Genomic DNA, 24,035 nt, shown 5'->3' on the forward strand with positions numbered 1-24,035 from the left:
TAATGAACCCTGACTAGTTCAGGGTTTTTTTTTATGTAGAAACAGTGTAGAATAAGTTTTGTGGAGAGAAGTGGTGGATAGTGGAGAGTAAGGGTGAGAAAGTGGGGCTCTGATTATCATGTTCATGGGTGAATACCAGCATACGATTGATACAAAAGGGCGCATGATCATCCCTGCTAAATTTAGAGACGGTCTCGGAGAACAGTTTGTGCTGACGAGAGGGCTTGATCAATGTTTATTTGGCTACCCTATGAGTGAGTGGAAACTAATCGAAGAGAAACTCAAAGCACTACCGCTAACGAAAAAAGATGCACGTGCGTTTACCCGGTTCTTCTTCTCTGGCGCAGTCGAATGCGATCTGGACAAGCAGGGGCGTATAAACATCGCATCAAACCTACTCCAATATGCAAAACTCGAAAAAGAATGTGTGGTCATCGGCGTTTCAAATCGAATTGAGTTGTGGAGTAAGTCGATCTGGGAACAATATACAGAAGAGCAAGAAGATTCTTTTGCTGAAATTGCTGAAAACATGATTGGATTTGATATATAATAATCCCTTGTGCAGCAAGCTTTCTACACATTCATTTCTATTTGAAAAAGGTGGGACCATAACATCATGTTTCAACATGAGACAGTATTATTAAAAGAAACAGTTGACGGTTTAAACGTAAAAGAAGACGGTACATATGTGGACTGCACGCTAGGCGGAGCAGGTCATAGCTCATATTTACTATCTCAATTATCAGAAAAAGGAACATTGATTGGATTTGACCAAGACGATGCTGCACTGGATCATGCACGAGAGAAGCTCGCGGATGCTAAAGCGAACATTCTTTTCATAAAAAGCAACTTCCGATATTTAAAAGAACGTCTGAATGAACAAAGTATTACAAGCGTAGACGGTGTGATTTTTGACCTTGGGGTTTCATCTCCTCAGCTCGACACACCAGAGAGAGGCTTTAGTTATCACCATGATGCACCTCTTGACATGCGAATGGATCAATCAGCCGCATTGTCGGCAAAAAAAGTGGTGAATGAATGGCCATTTGAAGATCTAGTTCGGATTTTCTACAAATATGGGGAAGAAAAATTCAGCAAGCAAATCGCACGCAAAATTGAAGAAGCAAGAAAAAAAACGCCAATTGAAACAACGGGTGAGCTTGTCGACATTATCAAAGAAGGAATTCCGGCACCTGCAAGACGAACTGGCGGACATCCAGCGAAAAGAGTGTTTCAAGCGATCCGAATTGCCGTAAATGATGAATTGAAAGTATTTGAAGAAGCACTAGAACAAGCAATAGAGTTACTCAATCCGAAGGGGAGAATTTCTGTCATTACATTCCATTCACTTGAAGACCGGATTTGTAAAAGTACATTTAGAGAAATGTCTTCTCTTCCAGAACTTCCGCACGGACTACCAGTGATTCCAGAAGGACTTGAACCAAAGCTGAAGCTGATCACGAGAAAACCGATCGTTGCATCAGAACAAGAGCTGGAACATAACAACCGTGCCCGTTCAGCGAAGCTCCGAATTGCAGAAAAAAAGTAAAACGACACCATAGATGATGATAAAAAGGAGGTTTCTTATGAGTAATTTGGCTTATCAAAGAGAAGTGAAGCAACATCAAACAGAGCAGCAAGGCCAATCGGTTGTCATTAAAAGAAGAGGTTCTATCACACTTGGTGAAAAAATCTTACTTGTCATGTTTGTCATGGCTCTTATGTGCAGCTCCATTCTCATCATTTCTAAAGCCTTTGCTGTCTATCACGCCAATATTGAAGTGCAGAAATTAGAACAGCAAGTATCTTTAGAATCGAAGAAGATCACTGAGCTTCAAAAGGAAAAAGACTTGCTGAGTGAACCAGAAAGAATCATCGAAGCCGCGAAAAAAGCAGGCTTAAGCATATCGAAAGATGTTAAGAAGGTCGATTAACATGGCGATGCCTAAAAAGAATAAAATGATGAACAGAGGCGCGGCAATTGCAAGTATTTGCTTCGCCCTGTTTTTCTTTATCATCCTAGCACGTTTTATTTATATTCAGATTACAGGAACGGTTGATGGACAAGTGTTAGCTGCCAAGGCTAATGAACAATATCAATCGAAGAAAACACTTGAAGCCAAAAGAGGATCTATTTTAGACCGGAATGGAAATGTGATTGCTGAGGATACATCGGTGTATAAGCTCATTGCGGTCATGAGCAAGAAAATGACAGTAGACCCTAAGCATCCAATGCATGTCGTCGATAAAGAAAAGACGGCAAAAGAGCTCTCAAAAGTCATCGATATGAGTGAAAGCGAAATTTTAAAGCGTCTCAATACAAAAGATGCATTCCAAGTTGAGTTTGGTAAAGCGGGGAAAGATATTAGTTTTTCAACGAAGGAAAAAATTGAAAAGCTAAAGCTTCCAGGGGTCGCATTTGAAAAAGACACGAAGCGATATTATCCAAACGGCATGTTTGCTTCTAACCTGATCGGTTATGCCAGATTAGATGAGGCGACAAAGGACATGTCAGGTGCAATGGGACTTGAGAAGGCACTGAACAAATATTTAAAAGAAAAAGACGGCTATGTGACATATAACAGTGACAGAAGCGGATGGGCCTTGCCGAATAGTAAAGAAGACATTGTCGCCCCGAAAGACGGGAAAAATGTCACGCTGACCATCGATCAAAAAATTCAAGCGTTTCTTGAAGAAAGTATGACGCAGGTTGCCAAAAAGTATAAGCCGGAGAAAATCATTGCCACAGTCGTTGATCCGAAAACTGGAAAGGTTCTCGCGATGGGGCAGCGGCCAAGCTTTAATTTAAATGAACTAAACATTACGAATTATAACAATGATGTCATTTCATATGCGTTTGAACCAGGTTCGACGATGAAGATCTTTACCCTCGCTGCGGCGATCCAAGAAGGGGTCTATCAAGGCAGTGACAAATATCAATCTGGTACTTATAAAGTAGGCGGCGGCCTTGTGAGAGACCACAACAACGGAAATGGCTGGGGGAAAATTGACTTTCATCAAGGGGTTCTCCGTTCATCAAACGTGGCCTTTGCAAAGCTGGCGAAAGAAAAACTAGGCTTCACACGATACGAACAATATTTGCAGAAGTTCCATTTCTATGATAAAACGGGGATTGACTTGCCGAACGAAGCGTCTAGCAAAATCAATTATAGATACGAATATGACAAAGCATCGACGGCTTATGGTCAAGCGTCAGCCATCACACCGATTCAACAAATCGAAGCAGCCACAGCGATAGCAAACGGCGGAACAATGATGAAGCCATATGTCATTGACCATATTACAGACCCGAATACAAACAAAACGATTTTGCAGCACGAACCAACAGCAGCAGGAAAACCGATTTCATCTGATACAGCGAAGCAAGTTCGCGACATTTTAGGTGAGGTTGTTTCCTCAAAAATTGGAACAGGTCAGCCTTACCAAATCAAAGGATTCGACGTTGCTGGAAAAACAGGAACGGGGCAAATTGGGGGTGCCGGCGGTTACCTCCAAGGAAGAAACGATTACGTCTTTTCATTTATGGGAATGGCGCCAAAAGATGATCCGAAGCTGCTTGTTTATGTAGCTGTACAGCAGCCGCAGCTGTCTGAAACAGAAACAGGGTCTGCCCCGGTTTCTCAAATCTTTAACCCTGTGATGAAAAATAGTCTGCTATATTTAAATATTGCACCAACAAAAACAGACGATAAAAAATCAGGCGAACAAAAAGTGAAACAAGAAACGATGCCTTCATTCCTTGATTTAGAAGTGAAGCAGGCAGAAACAGAAGCCAAAAATAAACACTTAGCGCCTGTTGTCATCGGCGACGGCCTGTCTATTAAACGCCAGTGGCCGAGTGCGGGCTCTGAATTCTCTGAAAGCCAGAAAGTCTTCTTGAAAACAGCAGGGAAAACCATTAAGATGCCTGACATGACAGGCTGGTCCAGAAGGGAAGTCCTTCAATATGCTTCGATTTCCGGTGTGCATATAGAAACAAATGGACAAGGATATGCTGTAAAACAAAGTGTCAAAAGTGGAGCGGAGATTTCAGACAAAGTCGTCACTGTGACATTTAAAAGCCCAAATTAACTTTAAACCTAGCAAACCGCTTGCTAGGTTTTTTCTTTTGCTCCAGCTGAATATCACGTAGCGTTCTACAAAAGGACGGGCCTGCATATGATGAAAACAAGCCATATGTAAGGAGTGAACCGGGCGTGCGAGTGTCAAGTGTAACAGTGAGAAAACGATTGCTTTTCGTGCTGCTGTTTGGGGTGATCATTTTTTTCATCATAGATACTAGATTAGGATATGTGCAGTTTATTATGGGCGAGAAGCTGACAAGCTTAGCAAAAGATTCATGGAGCCGAAACCTTCCATTCGAACCGGAAAGGGGAGATATTTTGGACCGGAATGGGGTAGAGCTTGCGACGAACAAAAGTGCCCCATCTATATTGGTCGTCCCTCGGCAAATTAAAGATCCCGCAGAAACAAGCAAGAAATTGGCAGCAGTACTGAATATGTCTGAAGAGAAAGCGTACAAGCATGTCACGAAGAAAACATCAATTGAACGAATTTCTCCTGAGGGCAGAAAGGTATCTCATGAAAAAGCAAAAGAAGTAAGAGAGCTTGATTTAGAAGGTGTGTATGTAGCAGAAGACAGCATCAGACATTATCCGTTTGGCAGCTTTCTTTCACATGTACTGGGCTTTGCTGGAATCGATAATCAAGGTTTACTTGGACTGGAAGCCTACTATGACGATGACTTAAAAGGCGAAAAAGGCTCTGTAAAGTTTTATTCCGATGCAAAAGGGCAGAAAATGCCAGATGAAGCAGACGATTATACACCACCTAAAGATGGTCTTGATATGAAATTAACAGTCGATTCAAAAGTACAAACCATTATAGAACGGGAATTAGACAATGCGCAGGCAAAGTATAATCCAGATGGTATGATTGCGATTGCGATGAATCCGAAAAATGGTGAAGTGCTGGGAATGTCAAGCAGACCAGATTTTGATCCAGCTGACTATCAATCAGTTGACCCAAAAGTGTTTAACCGAAATCTTCCGGTGTGGAGCACATATGAGCCGGGTTCGACGTTTAAAATTATTACACTTGCAGCAGCATTAGAAGAGAAGAAAGTTAATTTAAAACGAGATTCATTTTTTGACAGCGGATCTGTGACAGTTGATGGTGCAAGACTCAGGTGCTGGAAAAAAGGCGGGCACGGATCACAGTCATTCTTGGAAGTGGTTCAAAATTCCTGTAACCCCGGCTTTGTAGAGCTAGGAGACCGTCTTGGGAAAGATAAATTATTTTCCTATATTAAAAATTTCGGATTTGGCCAAAAAACAGGAATCGACCTTCAAGGGGAAGGGCGGGGGATTTTGTTCCCGCTTGATCGTGTAGGTCCTGTAGAGCAGGCGACCACGGCCTTTGGGCAAGGTGTATCTGTTACGCCTATTCAGCAAGTAGCTGCAGTAGCAGCTGCGGTAAATGGCGGGACACTTTACACGCCTTATATTGCAAAAGAATGGATAGATCCAATCACAAAAGAGGTCGTGAAAAAGCAATCACCGATTGCCAAAAAGAAAGTGATTTCAGCAGAGACATCTAAAGAAATCAGGTTTGCACTTGAAAGTGTAGTCGCCCAAGGAACTGGCCGAAATGCATTTGTTGAAGGGTATCGGGTCGGCGGAAAAACAGGAACAGCACAGAAGGTAAAGGACGGAAAGTATATGGTGAATAACCACATTGTGTCGTTTATCGGATTTGCGCCTGCAGATGACCCAAGTATTGTAGTCTATGTGGCTGTGGATAACCCAAAAGGCACCATTCAATTTGGTGGTACCGTGGCCGCACCAATTGTTGGTCATATTATGCGGGACAGCCTGCCTGAGATGGGTGTGAAAAAAAGAAAAGGCCAAATTGAAAAGAAGTATCAGTGGCTGGACACAAAAACCATTGAAGTACCGAATCTTGTAGGGGGATCTGTTTCAGATCTTGAATCCCTTTTGATCAACCTTAAGATCGATGCCTCAGGAACTGGCAGTAAAGTAGTGAAGCAATCACCTGCTGCTGGGACAAAGGTTAAAGAAGGCTCCACGATCAGATTATACTTAAACGATGAATAATAAAGAATGAACAGAGGGTAGCCGCACTCATTCGGCTGCCTCTTTTTGTTGAAAGAGAAGGACCGTTTGAAAAAAAGAGTCCAAAGTGTGTTTTTTCCAACAGAAACTTAAGGAATACGCTGGATGTATCCTTTTTTTTACGATAAAATATAGACTGTGTGTTTTTTTCACAAGACATGCACGTGAACGAATTTGAGAGGTTTGATATGAAAATGAAATTACAAGAACTGCTTACATACTTTAAAAGTGAAAACAACGAATTGATAAACGAAAATCCTGATATCACTTCCATTGAAATGGATTCAAGAGAGGTGAAAAAGGGAAGCCTTTTTGTCTGTATAAAAGGCTATACAGTAGATGGACACGATTATGCTGAAAAAGCGGTGAAAAGCGGGGCTGCAGCAATTGTAGCGGAACACCCTCTTAACATAACAGATGTACCAGTCATTATTGTGAAACACTCTCAAAGAGCACTTGCAAGAATAGCTGATGCGTTTTACGAACAGCCCACTCATAAGCTGAATCTTATCGGGATCACAGGCACAAACGGAAAAACCTCAACAACACACATGATCGAACAAATGATGAGAAAAGCCGAGAAGAAAACAGGCTTAATCGGTACGATGTATATGAAGGTAAATGATGACATTCTCGACGTGAAAAACACCACACCTGAAAGTGTCACACTTCAGAAAACGTTTAAACAGATGCTTGATCAAGATGTAGACACAGCCATCATGGAAGTATCATCACATGCCCTCCATCTTGGCAGGGTGCATGGATGTGATTATGATATTGCTGTTTTCACAAACCTTACGCAGGACCATCTTGACTACCACAACACAATGGAAGAATATAAACATGCGAAAAGCTTGCTGTTTTCTCAGCTCGGAAGCGCCTTTCATCACAATAAACCCAAGCATGCGATTTTAAATGCAGATGATGAGGCTTCGAGTTATTTTGAAAAAGTCACAGCTGCTGAAGTCATGACGTATGCCTTAGAGCAAAAAGCAGATGTCATGGCAAAGAATATTCAAATTATGCCAAAGGGAACTCAATTTGATTTGGTCACTCCAATTGGCACCAAGAATGTGACGGTTGCCCTCGTCGGAAAGTTCAATGTGTATAATATCCTGGCAGCTGTATCAGTCGGGATCGTATCTGGCTTAACGTTTGAGTCGATCGTTAGTGCGATTGAAGAGCTGGAGGGAGTCAAAGGCAGATTTGAACTTGTAAACTGCGATCAAGATTTCCCTGTCATCGTCGATTACGCGCATACACCTGACAGTTTAGAAAATGTCCTCACAACGTGTAGAGAATTAACAGAGGGCAAAATTTTCTGTGTGATTGGCTGCGGTGGCGACCGTGATAAAACAAAGCGCCCTCAAATGGCCCAAATCGCTGTGAAATATGCAGATGAACCTGTATTTACATCAGACAACCCAAGAAGCGAAGATCCTTCAGCCATTTTAAAAGATATGGAAAATGGGGTGCCAGACGCATATTATCATAGCTTTGTGAATCGGAAACAAGCCATCTTCTTTGCCATTGCCAATGCGAAAAAAGGCGATACAGTCTTAATAGCAGGTAAAGGCCATGAGACATATCAAATCATTGGCGATCAAGTCTATGACTTTGATGATGCAAAGGTTGCAGTTGACGCTATTTTAGATCTAAACAAATCTTAAAATGATGAAAAGAGTGTAATGAAATGAAGCATTTTGTACAAAAACAACATACGAAGAACGCGAATGAATACCATAATAATGAATGCAATTTTCTGATGGAAAACGGCTTTGGAAATTCGGAAGGAGTAAAGAACGATGCTTGAACAGGTGATATTGTTTACAATCATAATGGGATTTTTAATCAGTGTTCTTTTATCCCCGATTTTTATACCGTTTTTAAGAAGACTTAAATTTGGTCAAAGTATTAGAGAAGAAGGCCCGCAGTCTCACCAAAAGAAATCTGGTACTCCGACAATGGGCGGAATTATGATTATCTTTTCTATCACCATTACAACGATTGTGATGATCAACAAATTCTCTGAGATTAGTCCAGAAATGTTTTTACTGTTATTTGTCACACTTGGTTACGGCCTATTAGGATTTTTAGATGATTATATTAAAGTAGCGATGAAACGAAATCTTGGATTAACATCGAAACAGAAATTAATCGGTCAAATTGTGATCGCAGTGATCTTTTATGCAGTTTTCCATTATTATCAATTTGCAACGACGATTCGCATTCCAGGAACAGACGTCAGCTTTGATTTAGGATGGGCTTACTTTATCCTTGTCGTTTTCATGCTTGTCGGAGGTTCTAATGCCGTGAACTTAACGGATGGACTGGATGGTCTCTTATCTGGAACCGCTGCTATTGCTTTCGGAGCTTTTGCCATACTGGCTTGGAATCAATCCCAGTATGATGTAGCGATCTTTTCAGTAGCTGTTGCAGGAGCCGTCCTTGGCTTCCTTGTGTTTAACGCACATCCTGCAAAAGTATTTATGGGTGATACAGGTTCTCTAGCATTAGGCGGAGCCATTGTAGCAATTGCGATTTTAACGAAGCTTGAAATTTTACTTGTCATTATTGGTGGAGTATTTGTTGTTGAGACGCTATCCGTTATTCTTCAAGTGATCTCCTTTAAAACAACCGGCAAAAGAATCTTTAAGATGAGTCCGCTTCACCACCACTATGAGTTAGTTGGCTGGTCAGAGTGGAGAGTAGTTGTCACCTTCTGGACAGCTGGTTTATTACTTGCTGTTTTAGGAATTTACATCGAGGTGTGGTTATAATTGAATAAGATGCAAATGTTAAAAAACGAACATGTACTAGTATTAGGTCTTGCAAAAAGCGGATATGCGGCAGCTTCAATTCTTCATGAACATGGAGTAAATGTGACGGTAAATGATCAAAAACCGTTTGAAGAAAACGAACCTGCTCAGCTACTTTCTGGAAAGGGGATTGATGTCGTTTGTGGCAGTCATCCTCTTCGTATATTCGAAGATAAAGAAATTACGATTTTAATTAAAAATCCAGGAATTCCATATGAAAATGTGATGGTTCAAGAAGCGCTTCGCCGCCAAATTCCAGTTTGGACGGAAATAGAATTAGCGTATCATTTAACCTCATCCCCTTTTATTGGGATTACTGGATCGAATGGAAAAACCACTACCACGACTTTGATTTATGAAATGCTGAAAAAAGACAGCCAAAAAACATTAGTGGCGGGTAATATTGGAACAGTTGCCAGCGAAGTCGCTGCAAATGCAGCTGGCGATGAGTGGATCGTAACGGAACTCTCTTCTTTTCAGTTAATGGGAACAGTTGAGTTTAGACCTAAAATCAGCTTAATATTAAATATTTTTGATGCACATCTAGACTATCACCACACTCGTGATGAATATGAAAAAGCAAAGCAGAAAGTATTCGCACATCAACATGAAGATGACATCGCAGTAATTAACCTAGATGATCCATCGGTCGTAAAACTGGCAGAAGGTTCAAAAGCAAAAAAAGTGTTTTTCTCAGTGAAAGAGCCAGTAGAACATGGTGCGTTTATTCAACATGGTGCAATTTACTACAAGAATGAACATATCATTGATGTAAAGGATGTTGTCCTTCCTGGTGAGCATAACCAAGAAAACATTCTGGCAGCTATTTGTGTTGTGAAAAATGCAGGCTGCTCAAATGAAGCAATCGTACACGTTCTCACGACATTTAGTGGAGTGAAGCATCGTCTGCAGTTTGTAGATACAATTCAAAGTCGGAAATTTTATAACGATAGTAAAGCAACCAATATTTTGGCAACAAGTAAAGCATTGTCAGCCTTCGAACAACCGACCATTTTATTAGCAGGTGGACTTGATCGCGGCAATGAATTTGATGAATTGAAACCTTTCATGAAAAATGTAAAAGGAATTATCACATTTGGTGAGACTGCACCTAAGTTTGTGAAGCTTGGTGAAGAGCTTGGAATACATCACGTAAAACATGTCGATAATGTTGAACAAGCAGTACCTGCGGCGTTTAACATATCTGAAGAAGAAGACGTGATTTTATTATCTCCGGCTTGTGCAAGCTGGGATCAACATAAAACATTTGAAGAACGTGGAGACATGTTTGTAAACGCCGTGCATATGCTTAAATAAGGGCTTGTCTCTCATATGACTGACAGCCCAAATGAAATTATGCTTGGGGTGTCGGTCTCTTGACGAATAAGAAAACTTCTCCGGATTTTTTGCTTGTTGTCATTACGTTACTTTTATTGACGATTGGTTTAATTATGGTGTACAGCGCTAGTGCTGTGTGGGCATCGTATAAATTTGATGATTCGTTTTATTTTGCAAAAAGACAGCTTTTGTTTGCCGGAATCGGAGTTATCGCAATGTTTTTCATTATGCGAGTCGATTATTGGACGTGGCGGACTTGGTCAAAGGTATTGATTGCTGTTTGTTTTCTCCTTTTGCTGCTTGTACTCATTCCTGGTATCGGTATGGAGAGAAATGGATCAAGAAGCTGGATCGGTGTCGGTGCGTTTAGTATTCAGCCCTCTGAATTTATGAAGCTTGCGATGATTGCGTTTCTTGCAAAATTCTTATCTGAAAAACAAAAAAATATCACATCCTTTCGCAAAGGTTTTGCCCCAGCTTTAGGCATTGTATTTTCTGCATTTGCCATCATTATGCTTCAGCCGGATCTGGGAACAGGAACGGTGATGGTTGGAACCTGTATTATTATGATATTTGTTTCAGGTGCGAGAATTGCTCACTTTATATTTCTCGGTCTTATAGGACTCAGCGGGTTTGCTGCACTTGTCTTATCAGCACCCTACCGAATAAAACGAATTACATCGTACTTAAATCCTTGGGAAGATCCGCTAGGCAGTGGGTTTCAAATTATTCAATCCTTATACGCTGTTGGTCCAGGTGGTCTGTTCGGAATGGGACTTGGTCAAAGTAGACAAAAATTCTTCTATTTACCTGAGCCCCAAACGGACTTCATCTTTGCGATATTGTCTGAAGAGCTTGGCTTTATAGGGGGATCACTCATTTTACTCCTCTTTAGTGTTCTATTATGGAGAGGCATACGAATAGCACTTGGAGCCCCAGATTTATATGGAAGTTTCCTGGCAGTTGGTATTATTTCAATGGTTGCCATTCAAGTAATGATTAACATCGCAGTTGTCACTGGACTTATTCCTGTGACAGGTATCACGCTCCCATTCCTTAGTTATGGCGGCTCATCACTGACATTAATGCTGATGGCGATTGGCGTACTTTTGAATGTAAGCAGGTACGCAAGATATTAACGTGCTGAAGCTCATGAAACCATGTTGACGTTTATTTTGCAAAAGTACAAAAAAATGATTTGAAGAGTGAAAATGACAGTTTTTGTTTCGAAAACGTGTTTTTTGACTCTTCTTTACAGGTTTTAACGGAGCCCTGTTGTTTAAAACAGGGTTTATACTTTGTTCAGAGCAGAAAAAAATTGAGGGGAAATGGTATAATGCGTATAGTAATCAGTGGAGGCGGAACAGGCGGACATATTTATCCGGCCTTAGCCTTTATTAAAGAAGTGAAAAGACTGCATCCTGATGTGGAATTTTTATATATCGGTACTGAAAATGGACTTGAAAAGAAAATTGTAGAAAGAGAAAATATCCCTTTCAAGGCGATAGAAATTTCAGGTTTTAAACGAAAGCTTTCCTTTGATAACGTCAAAACGGTGATGAGATTTTTGAAAGGCGTTCAAAAAAGCAAATCTTACTTAAAAGAATTCAAGCCTGATGCGGTCATTGGAACAGGCGGTTATGTGTGTGGGCCTGTAGTTTATGCGGCTTCTAAGCTGAAGATCCCGACTATTATACACGAACAAAACAGCCTACCTGGTATTACAAATAAGTTCCTAGCGAGATATGTTAATAAAGTAGCCATCTGCTTTGACGAAGCAAAGGCACATTTTCCTTCTGAAAAGGTTGTATTTACGGGAAACCCTAGAGCCTCTGAAGTCGTCTCTATAAAAGAGGGGAAATCTCTTAAAGAATTTGGGCTCGATGAACAGAAAAAAACGGTTCTTATTTTCGGCGGGAGCCGAGGTGCTGCTCCTATTAATAGAGCAGTGATTGAAATGCAAGATGATTTAAAGGATAAAAACTACCAGCTTTTATATATCACAGGTGAGGTTCATTATGAAAAAGTGTTGAATGAGCTAAAGGAAAAAGGTGCAGCACCTAATATGATCACAAAACCTTTCTTGCATCAAATGCCGGAGTACCTGAAATCGATCGATGTGATTGTTGCAAGAGCGGGAGCTACAACAATTGCTGAAGTAACGGCTCTTGGAATCCCAACCATTTTTATTCCGAGCCCATACGTGACGGCAAATCATCAGGAAATCAATGCAAGATCACTTGAAAAACATGAGGCTGCGATTGTTTTAAGAGAATCAGAGCTTTCAGGAGATCGTCTGCTGCATGCAATTGATGAAATTGCCGGTAATGAAGAAAAACTCAACCAAATGAGCCGTCTAACGAAAGAACTCGGAGTACCAGATGCGGCTGCACGTTTATATAATGTGTTAAAAGAAATTACGACTACATGATGGAATGATATTAGGTAAGGCGGAGGGTAATATGGAGAACTTGAAGAATGAATTATTAGAAGCGCAAGTTGGTAAAGTACTTGAAAATGAGCCGCTTGCTAATCATACAACAATGAAAATAGGCGGACCAGCAGATCTTTTGATCATCCCAAAAGATATCGATGCAGTTAAAACGATCATGGATCAGGTGAAAAAACACCATACGAATTGGACGGTCATTGGAAGAGGATCGAATTTACTTGTACTTGATAAAGGAATTCGTGGAGTTGTCCTAAAGCTAGGTGCTGGACTGGATCACCTAACTGTAAATGATGAAGAAATTACAGTTGGCGGCGGCTATTCTGTCGTAAGGCTCGCGACATCTCTTAGTAAGCAGGGTCTTTCAGGGTTGGAATTCGCAGCTGGTATTCCAGGGTCTATTGGAGGCGCTGTTTATATGAACGCAGGTGCACATGGATCTGATATCAGTAAGATTCTTGTGAAAGCTAGAATCTTATTTGAAGATGGAAGCATCGAGTGGCTCACAAATGAACAGATGAATTTCAGCTATCGAACATCAGTCCTTCAAAAGGAACGACCTGGCATTGTTCTCGAAGCCGTGTTTAAGCTCAAACAGGATGATCGCGAAAAAATCACAAAGAAAATGCAGCAAAATAAAGATTATCGTAAAGAAACCCAGCCTTATAACCGGCCATGTGCTGGCAGTATTTTTCGAAATCCGCTGCCTGAATATGCAGGACAGCTTGTAGAAAAAGCGAATTTAAAAGGATACCAAATCGGCGGAGCTAGAATTTCTGATATGCACGGCAACTTTATAGTCAACGCTGGTGGAGCTACTGCTCAAGACGTGCTGGACTTAATTCAGTACATCCAAAAGAAAATTAAAGAAGACTACAACGTAGATATGCATACAGAGGTAGAAATTATCGGTGAAGAAAATTAACAGCTAGTTTTTATGAATGATGGCATCACAGGAAAACAAACGGCATGAAAGAATGCCGTTTGTTTTCTCATCAAAATGATGACCCAAAGGTGTGGACAAGCAGCTTTGAATGAGGTGAAGAGTATATATGCGGCCTGATCATGAAAATGAAAAGATCGTCAATATAGAAGAGCGAATTCCTAAAATTAAAGAACAAAGGAAGCAAAAAGCGAATCGTAGACTGATCTCTTTTATACTACTGTTTTTTATCATGGTTTTAATTATTATTTATTTGCAAACACCAATCAGCAAAATTTCTTCTTTAACCATCACAGGTAACGAGCATGTCTCTACAAAACAGCTTGTTAAACTTTCACAAATTAAAGAAGGCGAAACAGAGTTTTGGAATTTAAATAAAGATATAACAGCAGATCATATTAAACAAAATAAACTGATTAAAAGCGTTAGGATCAAAAAACATTTCCCAAATAAGGTCAGTATTGCTGTCAAAGAATATGCAAATATTGCGTATCTTCAAAAGGGAAATCTATATTATGAGCTTCTTGAAAATGGGACCGCTTTACCAGAAGAAGTTACACCGAGTCATGCAGGACCTATTTTTGTCGATTGGGACAATAAGGAGAAGCTGAAGCAAACCGTTAGATCTTTAAATCAGCTGCCAGCCTCTATTCAGGAACTCATCTCAGAAGTATATTATGTGCCGACAAATTCAAACCAGTGGCTAGTTAAATTTTATATGAATGACGGAAACACTGTGATTGCATCAATTAAAACATTCGGTGATAAAATGAAAACCTATCCAGCCATTGTAAAAGAACTTTCGTCTTCTGAAAAAGGCACAATCCATATGGAAGTCGCTACGTATTTTGAAGCGTTTAAATCTAAGAAAAAGGAAGATGAGCGTTGAGAGGCAAAACAGTTATATTCTCAATTGTCATGCTTGTTCTTGGTTTTCTGATTTCTTTTTCATACCAATATACAAAGCAGCATCAGGCAGATGTCATTCGAACCGAGCAATGGAAAAAAGAATACTCTCTGAAAAGTCAGCTCACAAAGCAAGAAAAGGCGAATCAGAAACTCGAAAAAGAATTATATAGTCTTCAATCAAAGGTTCAAGCGACAGAGTCCAATTTGAAAAATGAAAAAGAGCAGTATTTTAATGTACTGGAAGATGTTGAGAAATACAGAATGTTTACAGGAGAGATTGGTGTAAAAGGAAAAGGGGTCAAAGTATCTCTTGAAGATGCATCTTATATCCCGAGTGGACAAAATGTCAATAATTACATTGTGCATGAGAGCCACATTTTTCATGTGATAAACGAACTATTTATATCAGGGGCTTCTGCTGTATCTATTAATGGGCAAAGAATCACACACCAATCATACATACATTGTAACGGTCCAGTTGTCACAGTTGATGGTGTTCAGCATCCAGCACCATTTGTCATTTCTGGTATTGGAGATCCGGCTGTGTTAATACCTGCTTTAAATATTGCAGGAGGAGTGGTCGATCAGCTGACAAGTGATCACATTTCAATGACGATTGAGAAAACGGATATTCGTATGAACCCTCTTTTAAGAAACAAAGATTAAAAGTGAAAAGGTGAGTGGTGTTGAGGAAAAAGAAGCCTTTACTTAGTTTAACAGCTTTAATGATCATATTTGGCATCATGGTCTCCATCCAGTTTAATTCTTTACAAAAGCCCAAAGTTCGTGATACTCGTGATGTTTGGGAACTGAGAGAGGATTTATCTGCATCTAAAAGTAAGGAATTGGATTTGCTCAAAGAAATTGATAAATACGACGAGATGCTAAAAAAATATGGTCATCAAGGAGATCAATCAAAAGAAGCACAATTAACAAAAACGTTAAAAGATTTAAAAGAAAAGGCTGGTTTTACAGAAGTGGAAGGGGAGGGGATTGAAATTGAAATTTCTCAGCTTTTTTCAAAGGACCTTACCGGAGAAGAAGTGAAAAATATCCCGCCTGATCTTCTGAAAAAGTTAATTAATGAAGCCAATATGTTTGGGGCAAAACATATTTCCATCAATGATCGCCGTGTAATTAATACAAGTGTGATTCGAGATATTAATGGCACGACAAAAATAGATGGTTACAGCTTAGATAGTGATGAAGTCACCATTAAAATGATTAGTGAGCAGGCCGACAAATTATACAGCCGTTTAAATGTATCAGATATTGGTGATTTGTTTGCTCAGGAAAACTTCAGCTTGAGTATGAGCCAGCCGAAGAAAAAAATCCATTTAAAAGCATATGACGGTGCAATTCAAGTAAACGAATTGAAGCCTCTTGAAGATGTAAAGGAGGGAAAATCTTAATGTGGCTTCCTGTACTTGGCTTAATCATAGGAGTTGCGATCGGTTTCTTAACAAATTTTACGATACCGAATGAGTATTCTAATTATCTTTCCCTCGCTGTACTTGCTGCGCTTGATACATTGATTGGTGGAATCCGGGCACATCTGCAAGGGGCATACGATGAACTAGTGTTTGTATCAGGCTTCTTCTTTAATATTATACTCGCAATAAGTTTAGCTTTTCTGGGCGTCCATCTTGGTGTAGACTTGTACTTAGTCGGAATGTTTGCATTCGGCGTTAGATTGTTTCAAAATATAGCAGTTATCAGAAGAATTCTACTAACAAAATGGACAATTTCAAGAGAAAAAAAGAAAAAAAGTGAGTCATAAAAAAGGATATACATATGATGTAACGAATATTTTCAGTAATCCTAATAAAAAATGTTGATTTTTTAAGTTTTGTTACACACTTGTAAAAACACATTCATTGTATTGTTGTTCAGCAAATAATAGAATAGAAAGTATTGATATGTGAGGAGGTGCCATAGAATGAACAACAATGAAATTTACGTCAGCCTTGACATCGGTACATCCAATATAAAAGTCATCGTCGGAGAAATGGCGGATGATTCGCTTAACATTATAGGTGTTGGAAATGTCCCTTCAGAGGGGTTAAAAAAAGGATCGATTGTTGATATAGATGAGACAGTTCATTCTATTAGACAAGCATTTGAACAGGCTGAGAGAATGGTAGGATTTCCTTTACAAAAGGCTATTGTCGGAATTAACGGAAACCACATTCATATTCAGAATACGAGCGGCGTGGTCGCAGTATCTAGTGAAAACAAAGAAATACATGCTGAAGATGTGAGACGTGTCTTAGATGCAGCACAAGTAGTATCTATTCCTCAAGAACATCTCGTCGTAGACGTGATTCCGAGACAATTTATCGTCGACGGAAGAGATGAGATCACAGATCCGAAAAAAATGCTTGGTGTTCGGCTAGAGGTGGAAGGATCGTTAATTACAGGTTCTAAAACGATTCTACATAACTGGCTCCGATGTGTAGAAAGAGCTGGAATTGAAATTATGGATATTTGCTTGCAGCCAATCGCATCGGGCTCAGCAGCATTATCGAAAGATGAAAAAAATCTCGGGGTAGCTCTTGTCGATATTGGCGGCGGATCTACAACGATTTCCGTATTTGAAAACGGGCATCTCTATTCTACTCACAGTATCCCTTTGGGCGGAGAGAACATTACAAAAGATTTGTCTATAGGACTTAGAACTTCCACTGAAGAAGCTGAACGAATCAAAAAACAATTTGGGCATGCGTTTTATGATGAGGCATCGACTGAGGAGACATTTGAAGTTTCTGTGATCGGTACCGATCAAAAACAAACGTATACACAACTTGATGCGGCTAACATTATTGAAGCGCGGCTGGAGGAAATCCTGCTCTTTGTGGCAGAGGAATTAAGAAATATGGGTGTCCATGATTTGCCTGGTGGATTCGTTCTAACAGGTGGACAGGCAGCCATACCAGGTATCCTTTCTCTTGCACAAACGGTCTTGCAAAACAATGTCAGGATTGCAAGTCCGAATTATATCGGGGTGAGAGAGCCTCAATATATGACAGGAGTGGGTCTGATCCACTTTGCTTATCGCAATGCAAAGATTCAGGGCAGACAGGTTGGATTCCAAATGCCAGATGAGGCGTTTCATGAAGTAGGCGCATCCATGGAGCCGGTTTCTTCTGCACCACAAGTGAAAGAAGCGCAGCCAAGACCGAAAGTAAAACAAAAAGCACAACAAGAGACAAATAAAAAACCGGGCAAAATGAAAAAACTATTTAATATGTTCTGGGAATAGAATTAGATTTTCGACGGATTAGGAGGATTCAGCATGTTGGAGTTTGAAACAAATATAGACGGCCTAGCATCAATTAAAGTAATCGGAGTAGGTGGCGGCGGGAATAACGCTGTCAACCGAATGATCGAAAATGACGTACAAGGTGTCGATTTTATTGCAGTCAATACAGATGCACAGGCGTTAAATCTATCAAAAGCAGAAACTAAAATGCAAATCGGTGCTAAGCTGACAAGAGGGCTTGGAGCAGGTGCGAATCCTGAGGTCGGTAAGAAGGCTGCTGAGGAAAGCAAAGAGCAGATTGAAGAAGTACTAAAAGGCGCAGACATGGTCTTCGTTACAGCTGGTATGGGCGGTGGAACTGGTACGGGTGCTGCACCTGTCATTGCAAAAATCGCTAAAGATTCTGGTGCATTGACAGTTGGAGTCGTGACTCGTCCTTTCACATTTGAAGGAAGAAAGCGTCAGCTTCAAGCAGTTGAAGGAATTGCTTCTATGAAAGAAGCAGTTGACACATTAATCGTGATTCCAAACGATCGCTTGCTTGAAATTGTTGATAAAAACACGCCAATGCTGGAAGCATTCCGCGCGGCAGATAACGTGCTTAGACAAGGTGTTCAAGGGATTTCCGATTTAATTGCAACACCAGGTCTGATTAACCTTGACTTTGCTGACGTGAAAACAATCATGTCCAATAAAGGTTCGGCTCTTATGGGTATTGGTGTTGCAACAGGTGAAAACCGTGCTGCTGAAGCAGCGAAGAAAGCCATTTCTTCACCACTTCTAGAAACAGCGATCGATGGTGCTCAAGGCGTCATCATGAACATTACGGGTGGCACGAACCTAAGTCTTTATGAAGTGCAAGAAGCAGCGGATATTGTGGCTTCTGCATCTGATGAAGATGTAAACATGATTTTCGGGTCTGTCATCAATGATAACTTGAAGGATGAAATTGTGGTGACTGTGATCGCAACTGGATTTATTGAGCAAGAGCCAGAAGTGACAAAACCACAAAGAAATCCACTAGGACAAGGATTAAAGCAAAATCAATCCATTCCTCAAAAACGTGAAGTAAAACGTGAGGAACATCAGCAGCCATCATCTCAGCCGAGACAAAATACACAATCAAGTGATGACACGCTGGACATTCCAACGTTCTTACGCAACCGCAATAAACGCTAATCGAGTATAGCTTAACCCCTTCCATTGGAAGGGGTTTTTTCATGTCTCAACGTATAAGGGGACTCTAATCAAAAAGTCTTAAATGTGTGAGAGCCACTTCATCTTTCATATGTAATTTGACTTAAGGTGATTAAGAAAAAAGAATCATTTTTAACCCCTCTTACAAAAAACGACAAGATGATGAACTTTATTTGACTACATTAAAAAGAACACCATGAATCTTGTCATGAACAAAAGAAGGAAAGGAGTGAGACATATACTCTGTTTGGCCATTTGAGGAGGAGGGATTTGATTGAAATTGAAGTTTCGCAAGACCGCCGGCTATCGTTTGATGAGTCTTATGGTGATTGGTACTTTAACGATGACAAGCTTTGGGATGGTTCAAGCAAAATCGACTTCTACCTCATATCAGGAGGAAGCTGTTTCCTCTAAGACAACAAAAGCAAAGATCTCATCAAGATTAATGAAGCAGTTTCAGCAGGATGACAAGGTGACCTTTTTAATCAAAATGAAGGAGCAAACAAATACGCAAAAAGTGGCGAAGGAAGCTGTGTCCAGAGCCAAAAAACAGAAATTAACAGCGGCTAAAACGCAGTACACAAAAAGATCAGCTGTCGTATCAGAATTAAGAGCAACGTCTGAGGAGACGCAGCAAGCGCTGCTTACGTATTTACAAAAGGAACAAAAGAAAAAGCAAGTGAAGGAGATTCATTCGTACTATATTGTGAATGGTCTAGCGGTGACGGGAACGAAAGAAGTCATGGAAAAGGTGGCTTCCTTCCCAGAAGTAGATCAAGTGCTGCCGAATGAAACCCGTCAAATTCATCGCCCCGTTGATTTGAAGACGTCTAAGCAGAAAAAACAAATGAAAGCAGTAGATGGAGTCGAGTGGAACATTTCTCAGGTTCATGCTCCAGAAGCGTGGGCTTTAGGCTATGACGGTACTGGTACTGTTGTGGCAAGTATTGATACAGGAGTGGAATGGGATCATCCTGCTTTAAAGGAAAAATACCGCGGATTTGATCCAGCACACCCGAATGATCCATCTCATGAATTCAATTGGTACGATGCTACAACAGGATCTGAAGCGCCATACGACGATTTAGAGCATGGTACACATGTGACGGGAACGATGGTTGGCTCTGAGCCAGATGGAAAGAATCAAATCGGAGTCGCACCAGGCGCAAAATGGGTTGCGGTGAAAGCTTTCTCAGAAGATGGTGGTACAGATGCTGATCTGCTTGACGCAGGAGAGTGGATTTTAGCACCAAAAGATGAGGACGGAAACCCACATCCAGAAAAGGCACCAGATGTCGTCAATAATTCTTGGGGCGGTGGGCCTGGTCTTGATGATTGGTATAAAGATGTGGTCAATGCTTGGAGAGCGGCGGACATCTTCCCAGAGTTTTCAGCTGGCAATACCGATTTATTTAACCCTGGTGGTGAGGGATCAATTGCAAATCCTGCGAACTATCAGGAGGCCTTTGCAACGGGTGCAACGGATCAAGACAACAAATTGGGGTCTTTCTCGCTGCAAGGTCCGTCTCCATATGGCGTCATGAAACCAGATATTGCGGCCCCAGGGGTAAACATTCGTTCATCTATTTCTGGGAAAGGGTATGAGGACGGCTGGAATGGGACGTCGATGGCTGGTCCGCATGTTTCAGCTGTTGTGGCTCTTCTTCGCCAAGTACAGTCAGATCTTTCTGTTGAAGAGATTGAACAAATTCTCATTGATACAGCAAAGCCGTTGACTGATCAGCAATTCCCGGAATCCCCTAACAATGGCTATGGGGCAGGTTTAGTTGATGCAAAAGAGGCGATTACGGCATTAACAGATGGAATTGGCACGATTGAAGGACAGGTGACAAACGAAGATGTTAATTTAGGTGATATGAAAATAACAGATCAAGCCCTGCCTCAAAAAGAAAAGGCTGTACATCCACATAAGAAGCCTGCAAAAACAAAAGAATTGAAAAAGGAAAAAAATCTTGATGCTCCGTCCATCAAAGCTCTTCCTATGAAAGCGGAAATCAGTGTTCTTGAAAGCGGAAAATCAACTTACACAGATGAAGCGACAGGGAGATATCAGCTTACTCACAGTGCAGGGGAATTCACGGTGAAAGCGGAAGCTTACGGGTTTGAATCACGCAAACAAACAGTCAATATTTCTTCAAATGAAACGGCTGAGGCAAATTTCGCCTTACAGCCACTAAAGAAACGAACGATATCCGGTACAATTGTCAATGAAGCAACGGGTGAAAAAGTAAAGGATGCCACGGTTTATCTTGTAGAGGATGCGAAAATTAAGCCGGTGAAAACAGATGAAGATGGCGAATTTTCTCTAGAGGCATTGAGCGGTGTCTATACCGTCAAAGTATTTGCGAAAGGGTTTAAAGGATATTCTTTTACAGCAGATGTGACAGAAAAGCCGGTTGAAAAAGCCATTCAGCTAGAGCCCTTCATCGGTTTTGCTGGTGAAATTGGCTACGATGACGGAACAGCTGAAAATGCGCGAGCCTTCTATGATCCTGGCAATGGCTGGGCTGTGAAGTTTTCGTTAGAAAAGGGGAAGAAACAAGCGCAACTCACAGGAGGGCTTTTCCGTTTCTGGTCATCAGAGTGGCCAGCTCCTGGCGGGAATGAATTTGCGGTTGAAGTGTATGATGCTTCTGGGAAGAATGGAGCTCCAGGGGAGAAAATTGCAGGACCTCTAAAAGCGAATGCGCTGCGTAATGGTGAATGGACAAAAGTAGATTTAGAAGATCAAGCCATTACGGTGGATGGAGATTTCTATCTTGTCTATATTCAAACGAAAAAGAATACGGAGTCTCCAGGACTTGCAACGGACGAAGATGGTCCAAATGCTGAAAGAAGCTGGCAGCTGACAAGCGGTGCTTTTTCTCCTTCTCCAAAAGAAGAAGGGAATTATATGATTCGGGCGCTTGTTGACTATGAAGCAGATGTGCCAGAGATTATATCTCCGAAGGCCGGAACCATTTCGAACAAAGGTGAACTGGAGATTGAAGGTAAAGCCTCCCCTGGGCTTGATGTAGCGATTTATCAAAACGATGAAGAGATTACCAAAGTGAAAGCAGGTCAGTCAGGCGCTTTCAAAGAAAAGGTCACAGTTTCAAGTGGAGAGCATGTATTCACGGCTGCGACTGTTACGGATAAAGGCGCAACGAAACGATCAAAACCAGTAAAGGTCATCATTGATCAAACAGCTCCAGCACTCACCATAGATACACCTAAAAAAGGGGGGAAGTCTAATAAAGAATCACTCACTGTAGAAGGAAAGGTCACAGATGATCATCTTGATCAAGTCACTGTAAATGGAAAAAAGGCAACCGTAAAAGATGGAAAATATTCCGCAAGAATACTGCTTGAGAACGGGAAAAATACAATAAAAGTAACAGCGAAAGATGCAGCAGGAAACAAAACGGCTAAAAAAGTCGATATCGATGTCCAATACGAGGCACCTGAAATTTCTAAGCTGACTCCAGCAGAGAATGTCCATCTATCATCAGGAGAGTCTGTTAAAATTTCATTTAACAGCAGGGAAAAGCTAGACGCAACGTTTGTTATTCACATGCCGCTGACAAACGCGAGATCAAAGCTTCAAAATACAACAGAGCTGCCGCTTCGCGAAGTATCTAGCGGAACATATGAAGGCTACTGGACAGCTACTTCTACCGCCAAAGCAAAAGGTGCGGTCATTGAAGTAATTGTGCGAGATGATTATGGAAATGTCACAAGACAAAAGGCTTCAGGCACATTAAACATCAATGAAAAGTAACTTAAACAAAAGACACGATTTCCAGGAGCGTGTCTTTTTTTTTCGAGCAATTGTTTGAAAGCTTGTCCAGAAGAACACTCTCTTGCTTGGCGCTCTCATTCCTCGACAAAAACAATAACAATCCACCAAAAGTTCTCTATCATCCCCAACAAGAATTGACAGACTTCCATCTCTTGACTGTTTTATACTGGTACAAACAAGTGCAAGTACTGCTTTTGATTCTTTGTTTCAGATGAAAGGAGCAGAAGGTGGTCATTTATTTAGATGTGATCTGGCTGTTAAACTTTTGTTTTGATCTATTGCTTCTCTTACTCACTGCATTTATTCTCAAACGACAAGTAAAAAAAAGGCGATATATGTTAGGAGCTCTCATTGGATCGAGCATTGTTCTCTTGCTCTTTACACCATTTGCAATGGTTGTGTCACACCCTTTAGGCAAACTATTTTTTTCTGTCTTCATCGTTCTTGCAACCTTTGGTTTTCAAAGATTTCGTTCCTTTTTTCAAAATCTGTTTGCTTTTTACTTTGTAACATTTTTGATGGGAGGAGGCATGATCGGGGTTCATTCGTTTTTGCAAACCAACACAGTGATCCAAGATGGCCTGCTCATTTCACAAAATGATGGCTTTGGTGATCCCATTAGCTGGCTTTTTGTTTTAACCGGCTTTCCTGCAATATGGCTGTTTTCAAAGAAAAGATTAGGAGAGGTTGGTGCGAAAAAAAGACAGTATGATGAACAAGTGCTTGTAGAGATACACATTCACGGGGAGACCATCCGCTTAAATGGACTCGTCGATTCTGGCAATCAGCTGTATGATCCTATGACAAAAACACCTGTCATGATCGTCCAGGCCGATCAGCTAACGGCCATTTGCGGAGAGCCATTTATAGAGCTCATGAAACAGTCTCATCCTGTTGAAGTGATGCAAAAGATCGATGATCAATTTCCCCTTCTTGATCGATTAAGACTTGTTCCATATCGAGCAGTCGGTCATGATCACGGTTTTCTACTATGCCTAAAACCAGATACTGTTGTCATTTATTCAAAGACGCATATGATTCAGCCGGCCAAGTGTTTTGTAGGGTTGAGTCTGAGCGGTTTATCAGCAGATCAGGAATTTCAATCCATCATTCATCCAGATATGTTAGACGGGAAAATCATCCAGGGGGTGTCGTAGTTTT

Annotated in this window: 19 protein-coding genes; all 19 read left to right on the forward strand. The window is 40.8% G+C overall.

The genetic code is table 11. From position 1 onward, the window contains the following. Nucleotides 1-118: 118 nt before the first annotated feature. Complete coding sequence (mraZ, locus tag MKZ03_RS07030; protein WP_003211163.1) at nucleotides 119-550, forward strand: division/cell wall cluster transcriptional repressor MraZ; 432 nt, start codon at nucleotides 119-121, stop codon at nucleotides 548-550. Nucleotides 551-616: 66 nt separating this feature from the next. Continuing rightward, nucleotides 617-1,549 (forward strand): 16S rRNA (cytosine(1402)-N(4))-methyltransferase RsmH, encoded by a 933-nt coding sequence (rsmH, locus tag MKZ03_RS07035; RefSeq protein WP_341031390.1) that lies wholly within the window; start codon nucleotides 617-619, stop codon nucleotides 1,547-1,549. 37 nt (nucleotides 1,550-1,586) lie between these two features. Then, nucleotides 1,587-1,934 (forward strand): cell division protein FtsL, encoded by a 348-nt coding sequence (gene ftsL, locus MKZ03_RS07040; RefSeq protein WP_012009864.1) that lies wholly within the window; start codon nucleotides 1,587-1,589, stop codon nucleotides 1,932-1,934. A 7-nt stretch (nucleotides 1,935-1,941) separates the two neighbouring features. Continuing rightward, nucleotides 1,942-4,092: a penicillin-binding protein gene (locus MKZ03_RS07045; RefSeq protein ID WP_340973789.1), complete on the forward strand. Its 2,151-nt coding sequence runs from the start codon at nucleotides 1,942-1,944 to the stop codon at nucleotides 4,090-4,092. Nucleotides 4,093-4,217: 125 nt separating this feature from the next. Continuing rightward, nucleotides 4,218-6,137: a stage V sporulation protein D gene (locus tag MKZ03_RS07050; protein WP_341031392.1), complete on the forward strand. Its 1,920-nt coding sequence runs from the start codon at nucleotides 4,218-4,220 to the stop codon at nucleotides 6,135-6,137. Nucleotides 6,138-6,349: 212 nt separating this feature from the next. After that, complete coding sequence (locus MKZ03_RS07055; protein ID WP_060596403.1) at nucleotides 6,350-7,825, forward strand: UDP-N-acetylmuramoyl-L-alanyl-D-glutamate--2,6-diaminopimelate ligase; 1,476 nt, start codon at nucleotides 6,350-6,352, stop codon at nucleotides 7,823-7,825. Between the two features lie 135 nt (nucleotides 7,826-7,960). After that, nucleotides 7,961-8,935: a phospho-N-acetylmuramoyl-pentapeptide-transferase gene (gene mraY / locus MKZ03_RS07060; protein WP_003211854.1), complete on the forward strand. Its 975-nt coding sequence runs from the start codon at nucleotides 7,961-7,963 to the stop codon at nucleotides 8,933-8,935. Nucleotides 8,936-8,944: 9 nt separating this feature from the next. Continuing rightward, nucleotides 8,945-10,291 (forward strand): UDP-N-acetylmuramoyl-L-alanine--D-glutamate ligase, encoded by a 1,347-nt coding sequence (murD, locus tag MKZ03_RS07065; RefSeq protein WP_370876308.1) that lies wholly within the window; start codon nucleotides 8,945-8,947, stop codon nucleotides 10,289-10,291. A 59-nt stretch (nucleotides 10,292-10,350) separates the two neighbouring features. Then, on the forward strand, nucleotides 10,351-11,451 hold the full coding sequence (gene spoVE / locus MKZ03_RS07070; protein WP_307499576.1) for a stage V sporulation protein E: 1,101 nt from the start codon (nucleotides 10,351-10,353) through the stop codon (nucleotides 11,449-11,451). A gap of 197 nt (nucleotides 11,452-11,648) precedes the next feature. After that, nucleotides 11,649-12,743, forward strand: coding sequence for an undecaprenyldiphospho-muramoylpentapeptide beta-N-acetylglucosaminyltransferase (gene murG, locus MKZ03_RS07075; RefSeq protein ID WP_307499577.1), 1,095 nt, complete (start codon nucleotides 11,649-11,651; stop codon nucleotides 12,741-12,743). Nucleotides 12,744-12,774: 31 nt separating this feature from the next. Further along, complete coding sequence (murB, locus tag MKZ03_RS07080; RefSeq protein ID WP_034662552.1) at nucleotides 12,775-13,686, forward strand: UDP-N-acetylmuramate dehydrogenase; 912 nt, start codon at nucleotides 12,775-12,777, stop codon at nucleotides 13,684-13,686. A gap of 127 nt (nucleotides 13,687-13,813) precedes the next feature. After that, the gene (locus MKZ03_RS07085; protein WP_060596191.1) at nucleotides 13,814-14,593 is read left to right on the forward strand and encodes a cell division protein FtsQ/DivIB; all 780 of its coding nucleotides are present in this window, start codon (nucleotides 13,814-13,816) and stop codon (nucleotides 14,591-14,593) included. Further along, on the forward strand, nucleotides 14,590-15,279 hold the full coding sequence (locus MKZ03_RS07090) for a DUF881 domain-containing protein (RefSeq protein ID WP_060596192.1): 690 nt from the start codon (nucleotides 14,590-14,592) through the stop codon (nucleotides 15,277-15,279). The genes MKZ03_RS07085 and MKZ03_RS07090 overlap by 4 nt, the downstream gene beginning before the upstream one ends. 20 nt (nucleotides 15,280-15,299) lie before the next feature. Continuing rightward, nucleotides 15,300-16,025 carry a DUF881 domain-containing protein gene (locus tag MKZ03_RS07095; RefSeq protein ID WP_034662544.1) on the forward strand — a complete coding sequence of 242 codons (726 nt, stop codon included), beginning with the start codon at nucleotides 15,300-15,302 and terminating at the stop codon, nucleotides 16,023-16,025. Beyond that, nucleotides 16,025-16,393 (forward strand): small basic family protein, encoded by a 369-nt coding sequence (locus tag MKZ03_RS07100; RefSeq protein WP_003210988.1) that lies wholly within the window; start codon nucleotides 16,025-16,027, stop codon nucleotides 16,391-16,393. Before MKZ03_RS07095 ends, MKZ03_RS07100 begins: the two co-directional genes overlap by 1 nt. A gap of 159 nt (nucleotides 16,394-16,552) precedes the next feature. Next, a complete protein-coding gene (gene ftsA / locus MKZ03_RS07105) occupies nucleotides 16,553-17,875 on the forward strand; it encodes a cell division protein FtsA (RefSeq protein ID WP_034662541.1) in 1,323 nt (440 codons plus the stop codon). Nucleotides 17,876-17,908: 33 nt separating this feature from the next. After that, the gene (gene ftsZ / locus MKZ03_RS07110) at nucleotides 17,909-19,054 is read left to right on the forward strand and encodes a cell division protein FtsZ (protein WP_024424252.1); all 1,146 of its coding nucleotides are present in this window, start codon (nucleotides 17,909-17,911) and stop codon (nucleotides 19,052-19,054) included. 292 nt (nucleotides 19,055-19,346) lie between these two features. Then, nucleotides 19,347-22,853 carry a S8 family serine peptidase gene (locus tag MKZ03_RS07115; protein WP_341031395.1) on the forward strand — a complete coding sequence of 1,169 codons (3,507 nt, stop codon included), beginning with the start codon at nucleotides 19,347-19,349 and terminating at the stop codon, nucleotides 22,851-22,853. Between the two features lie 248 nt (nucleotides 22,854-23,101). Then, nucleotides 23,102-24,031 carry a sigma-E processing peptidase SpoIIGA gene (gene spoIIGA / locus MKZ03_RS07120; protein ID WP_034662538.1) on the forward strand — a complete coding sequence of 310 codons (930 nt, stop codon included), beginning with the start codon at nucleotides 23,102-23,104 and terminating at the stop codon, nucleotides 24,029-24,031. Nucleotides 24,032-24,035 lie beyond the last annotated feature (4 nt).

This window comes from Bacillus sp. FSL R5-0431, assembly GCF_038002985.1.
Lineage (GTDB): Bacteria > Bacillota > Bacilli > Bacillales > Bacillaceae > Bacillus.

Coding starts and splice junctions, on each gene's coding strand:
- MKZ03_RS07055 (WP_060596403.1), top strand. CDS start 6,350: ATGAAATTACAAGAACTGCTTACATACTTTAAAAGTGAAAACAACGAA.
- rsmH (WP_341031390.1), top strand. CDS start 617: ATGTTTCAACATGAGACAGTATTATTAAAAGAAACAGTTGACGGTTTA.
- mraY (WP_003211854.1), top strand. CDS start 7,961: ATGCTTGAACAGGTGATATTGTTTACAATCATAATGGGATTTTTAATC.
- murD (WP_370876308.1), top strand. CDS start 8,945: ATGCAAATGTTAAAAAACGAACATGTACTAGTATTAGGTCTTGCAAAA.
- MKZ03_RS07085 (WP_060596191.1), top strand. CDS start 13,814: ATGCGGCCTGATCATGAAAATGAAAAGATCGTCAATATAGAAGAGCGA.
- murB (WP_034662552.1), top strand. CDS start 12,775: ATGGAGAACTTGAAGAATGAATTATTAGAAGCGCAAGTTGGTAAAGTA.
- mraZ (WP_003211163.1), top strand. CDS start 119: ATGTTCATGGGTGAATACCAGCATACGATTGATACAAAAGGGCGCATG.
- MKZ03_RS07045 (WP_340973789.1), top strand. CDS start 1,942: ATGCCTAAAAAGAATAAAATGATGAACAGAGGCGCGGCAATTGCAAGT.
- murG (WP_307499577.1), top strand. CDS start 11,649: ATGCGTATAGTAATCAGTGGAGGCGGAACAGGCGGACATATTTATCCG.
- MKZ03_RS07100 (WP_003210988.1), top strand. CDS start 16,025: ATGTGGCTTCCTGTACTTGGCTTAATCATAGGAGTTGCGATCGGTTTC.
- ftsZ (WP_024424252.1), top strand. CDS start 17,909: ATGTTGGAGTTTGAAACAAATATAGACGGCCTAGCATCAATTAAAGTA.
- ftsA (WP_034662541.1), top strand. CDS start 16,553: ATGAACAACAATGAAATTTACGTCAGCCTTGACATCGGTACATCCAAT.
- ftsL (WP_012009864.1), top strand. CDS start 1,587: ATGAGTAATTTGGCTTATCAAAGAGAAGTGAAGCAACATCAAACAGAG.